General features: G+C 54.4%; 3 protein-coding genes. All 3 read right to left on the bottom strand.

All coding sequences use genetic code 11. From position 1 onward, the window contains the following. Positions 1-683 precede the first annotated feature (683 nt). Positions 684-1,967: a glycosyltransferase family 2 protein gene (locus tag AWB78_RS41430; protein WP_062612958.1), complete on the bottom strand. Its 1,284-nt coding sequence runs from the start codon at positions 1,965-1,967 to the stop codon at positions 684-686. 2 nt (positions 1,968-1,969) lie between these two features. Further along, the gene (locus AWB78_RS44760; RefSeq protein WP_074173711.1) at positions 1,970-3,199 is read right to left on the bottom strand and encodes a class I SAM-dependent methyltransferase; all 1,230 of its coding nucleotides are present in this window, start codon (positions 3,197-3,199) and stop codon (positions 1,970-1,972) included. 265 nt (positions 3,200-3,464) lie between these two features. After that, on the bottom strand, positions 3,465-4,379 hold the full coding sequence (locus tag AWB78_RS41415) for an NAD-dependent epimerase/dehydratase family protein (protein WP_062612953.1): 915 nt from the start codon (positions 4,377-4,379) through the stop codon (positions 3,465-3,467). Between the last annotated feature and the right edge of the window lie 421 nt (positions 4,380-4,800).

Here is a 4,800-nt window from a genome sequence, read left to right as displayed (position 1 = left end):
TAAAAGAGGGATGCTGCGGGCGGCGGTGGGGTAGACTTCACAGATCAGTCGTTGCTTCCGTTGTACGTGCTTGAGATAGCGCAGCCCCACCATCAACCTGATTGGCAGGGCGCGGGCGATCTGCCACGCTCACGCCAGCGAGCTTCGGTGCCCGTGCCGATCAGGTCTGAGTTATCCCGTCTCCATCTGGTCACGAGAACTATGCTCGCTGATCGCCAGCCCGTTTTTTTGAGAGCAATCCAACCCCGTGCCGGGTCCGGCGTTCGCGGAGAAACAGGGATTTGTTTCTCACGAGTCGTCAACGATTACACATCGGCATGACGGTCAGTGACGTCGGCGGCAGTCTAGTGGGGCCGCTTTGGAAGGCACCGTCACGGAGCTTCTGCATACTCAAGTGCTCGTACAGGAGGGACTCGGCGTCGATCAATTGAACGAGCGGGTTGGCACCGTCGTCAGACTGAACGCGAGAAGCGCGTCGATCGCGGTGACGGACTCCGAAGGACCCAGCGTATTTCGTAGAGGCTACTGCGCAAGGTCGTGGATATCTATGATTCATCGTCGATACGGAATGTGCTGACGCATACTTGCTGCGAAGATCATGCTAAATTCTGGCCCCCAAGAACGTGCGCAATGACTGCCTTCCGCTGCTTTGCACGGTTAGCATAACGATGCATGATTCGCCTTCAGTTAGAAGCCTCCCAGTACACGAGCTCATGACTCGGCTTTTGACTGAATACTTCTGGGCAAAGCTGAACGGCGAGCGCTCGCATGGCTTGTGCGTCCTCGGGCTGATCGAGCTGGTCCAGTAAGAGCGCGAGCATCCACCATAACGGGGCGTGACGCGGGTGCGCAAGTGCTGTCCGGTGAAGCCGTGCGTACGCTTCTCGCACACGCGAAAGGCTCGCCTGCGAGCTCAAATGCGGTAACTGGTACATCAGTACCGCGAATGCGAGCGTTACGGCTGCTGGCAGATCAGTGATGTCGCGGTCCAGCTGAGTACGGGCCCAATGTTCCAATCCAATTTTGAAGATGTAAGAAGGTTGTTGAAGTATCGCTTGGAGAAGCGTCATCGTTGAGTAAGAAGGCGCGTCGCCGCTTTCGTGCCACATCACACCTGGTGCAGCAGGATACCGAGCGCCTGTTAGGGTTCGAGCAAGGCTTCTTTCGCGCCAGTCTCCCATCACGTCAGCATACTCACGGTAGTGCATGAGATTACTGGATTTTCTTGCCTCGGCCGAATAACGACGCTGGTGGCCGTTCAAATCAAGCCGATGATGAATATTCGAATTATGCTTTAAGTCTTGCGCTGACACTCGGTCGCCAATTTGAAGTTTTCGATTCAGAAAGGCTGCGTTCATTGGACTGTACAAGCAGAATTTAAGCAGCGCGCCGGCCGGGTGTATATAGGTTCGATGCGTTGAGACGTGGCGACCAAACATACAATATGCACCGTCTTCCATGCGATGGATAATGCGACATCGTGAGAAGAATGGCTGAAGCTCAATCAGATGTTGTTCTTCAAAGTAACCATGATGACGTTGAGAGACAAGCGGCTGATCCGGATCTAAGTCGGGCGACTCTGCTGAGATAGCATCGACCATTATGGCAGTCCGAATTCCGTACGCTTCCCATCCGTGTTGCTCCAAAGAGGCAAGCCAGGATTTCATGTCACGGACACAGAGGAACTCGGTGACGTTGAGCACCATCTTCCAACGGTTGTCATAAGTGCGCTCGATTGCCATGACTTCCTGATCACATAGCATCGCATCAAACGCCTGATGCTGGCTGGACATAATTTTCCAATGCGGAGCCAGCTTTCGCACTATGTCCATTGAGCCGTCGGTGCTTGCATAGTCGATAATCACGCCTTCATCGAACATACCGACGTGGTGACGGATCCACCAGGGCAAGAGGTAAGCTTCGTTGTAGACGTGAGCGATCAGCACGCTTGGGCGTGGCGTTGCCATCACTATTGAATCTCCACTTTGTCTTCCTCCCACTGAGGAAATGCGCGCATTAATATAGTGGGAGTAGACGGCCGTGCTGAACGTACTCGTGCTTTCACTTCATCGTAAAAATTCCACGCGAGCACAAGCAACGCCATTGGATCAGGCGTTTGGCATAGATGCTGCGCGCTCTTTACCGGGGTATTCATCCCGGGCGAGCGAAGATTATGTTTCAAGGGGTTATCATCAATCATAAAGTCCAACTCGAGCGCTGCGAAGTTGACAAAGGTATTCCCCTTGGCGGCTGCGCCGTAGGCGCCGACGGTGTAGCCGCGGCGGCGCTTGTCTTTAACGACATCCTGTGCATGTCGGGCGATGCGCAAAGCGTGAGCTTGAAATTGCTCATAAGTGCGGCGATTGTAGAAGCCGTTCCGAACCTCGTCTTGCTCGATTGGCAAGACAGCATCGCTTGCGCGTGTACGGTGACGCAGCTCCCACAAATAGCTTCCGCCATGCACCGCGACAACGTCGATGGATACGACCTCGAACCCAGCCCGGGCCGCTAGCGCTTTAATCGAGCGCGCAGTGAAGAACGAGTGGTGTTCATGATAAATGGTATCGAATTCACAATTCTTGAAAATATTTGCTTGAGACGTTTGTATATAAAGCGTCCCCCCAGGTTTCAATGCGATCGCGCAGGCTGTGAGAAAGGCCAATGGATCAGGCACATGAGCGACGACATTCATGGCGACGATGACATCGGCCGCGTCCAGTTGACGCGCCAGCTGTTCATTCCAAAAAGCTACTGCCGTTGGGATACCGTTGGCCTCGGAGAGGGCACGTAGATTTTCTGCGGGATCGACGCCTTGCACAGAATGTCCCTGGCGCTTGCACTGAGCCAGAAAACTGCCATCATTGCTCGCGATGTCTAGGATGTGAAGTCCCTGGCCATGACGCTCAGTCAATGCTCGCGCAAAGGAGTGGAAATACCGCGCAAGGGATGCAGTCGTTCCGCTAACATAGAGATAGTGCTTAAAAAGTAGCGCTGGATCGACGCTATGGGTCAGTTGACTGTGATAGCAATCCGTGCACAGCGCCGTACCGAGCGGATAGCGCGTCAGCTTCGAGGCGTCGCTCACGAAGGAATTGGCTAACGGTTGGGCGCCAAGATCGAGATAAGGAAAAAGACGGCTTGATCCGCAAGCGAGACAATGACGCAAGGCGGTGCAACCCGGTATTAAGGTTGAGCTCATCGATACAATCCTTGATATTTGGCAGGGGCTCGACGTAGAAGGATTTGGGGAAGCCATCTCGTTCAGAGCGAAACGGAAATTTAGCCACGCGCGACTTCGCGACTGGGCCCACCAACCGAGCAAAAGCGTTCGTGAGCGTACAGCGCCGCGCTCGCAAAGACGGGTTGTTGTATTGGCTTAGGCTTTCGTGAAGCGACGGCACATTGCTTTGGGCTTGGCCACTCGAGGACGACGGGCATAAGGGTTCGCCCGTGCGCGCAAGTTGTTAGACGACACCGCTTGGAATTGCAGGCAAAGCTTGCGTTTTTTGTGATTTTAAGCGGTGCTGCAGCAGCGAATTCACAATCGAGGTGATGTCGTCTTCGAAGCTGAAACCGGTCATTCTTCGAAAGCGCTCGGAGGACATCGAAAAGTCATAGGTGTCGCAGGGCGGAGCGATAAAGGTCTGAGCCTTCGTGAGCCGCGCTACCTCAGCGCCGATTTCGCCTACTGTCGACGTGAAGCTCGATAGGTTAAACGGGCCATACAAGTCTTCGCGCTCGATTATGACGCTCAATGCGCGGCATAGATCAGATAGGCCCAGTATCGGCCGCGAGACCGAGGCGTTAGCAATGCGTACTTGTCCAGTCTGCAATGCGGTATTGACCATGCAGTTGATCATGATGTCATTTCGCATGACCGGTGACCATCCACATACGCTCCCGAACCGAAGTCCGACGGCGCGAGGGTATAGGAGACGGGCGCATTGATCGTCACAGAACTTGGAAAAATCGTAAATATTCTGGAATTCCGTTGTTACAGCAGATTCATCTGCCAAGGCCGCGCCGACACCCGTGTACACTGAACTCGAGCTTGCATAGATCAAACGTTGGCCGCGCAATTGAGAAATGAGGTGCACGAAGCCTTCCACGTTGTTACGCCAAGCGCCAAACGGATCGGCACATGCGACGGCAACACTTGAGTGCGCTGCGAGCAAGACAACAACCTGGTAGCTGCTGAGCTCCTGCGCTGCGAGAGAGCGATAATCACCTACAAAGTGCCGGACGTTCGCACCAGAGAGATGGGCCGGGGAGCATGCGGCCGTATCGTAGACGTGAATTTGATAGCCCGCGCGAGCGAGCACGCCGGTAAGCGCAGTGCCAATGTAACCTCGGCCACCTAGAAGGGCAATACTGTACATGAAACACCTTTAGATTATCATTTATTAGACGAGCGCGAGCGTGCTTGTCTTGGTTCAGCTCGCATGCTCACGCTGACCTTACGCAAGGGCGCTTCGCCGTTGCGGGATGGTCATGCATATCGACTCAGTTCGACCTAGGGTATCGCGCTTATTGCGGCTTGATTAAGCTCAACCTCCACTTAATCACAAGACAAAACAACTCATCACGTATGGCGGCGACCCGTCTGTGGACAATCTTGTACGGCGCGTGACCTTCCGTGGCTGCTTTCGGCTTCGGCACTTGACTATTCGCGCTGGGATGGGGCTCTATAACTTTGCATGTTGGCGGACAACAAGTTGGTCGTCGTCGATGCTGGCAACGCGGCAACTTCGCGGTCGCAATGACGATACCGCGCTGTTCAAGTGGCGCGACGGACGTAGC

Source organism: Caballeronia calidae (assembly GCF_900044055.2).
Lineage (GTDB): Bacteria > Pseudomonadota > Gammaproteobacteria > Burkholderiales > Burkholderiaceae > Caballeronia > Caballeronia calidae.
This window is presented reverse-complemented; position numbering and strand designations above follow the sequence as displayed.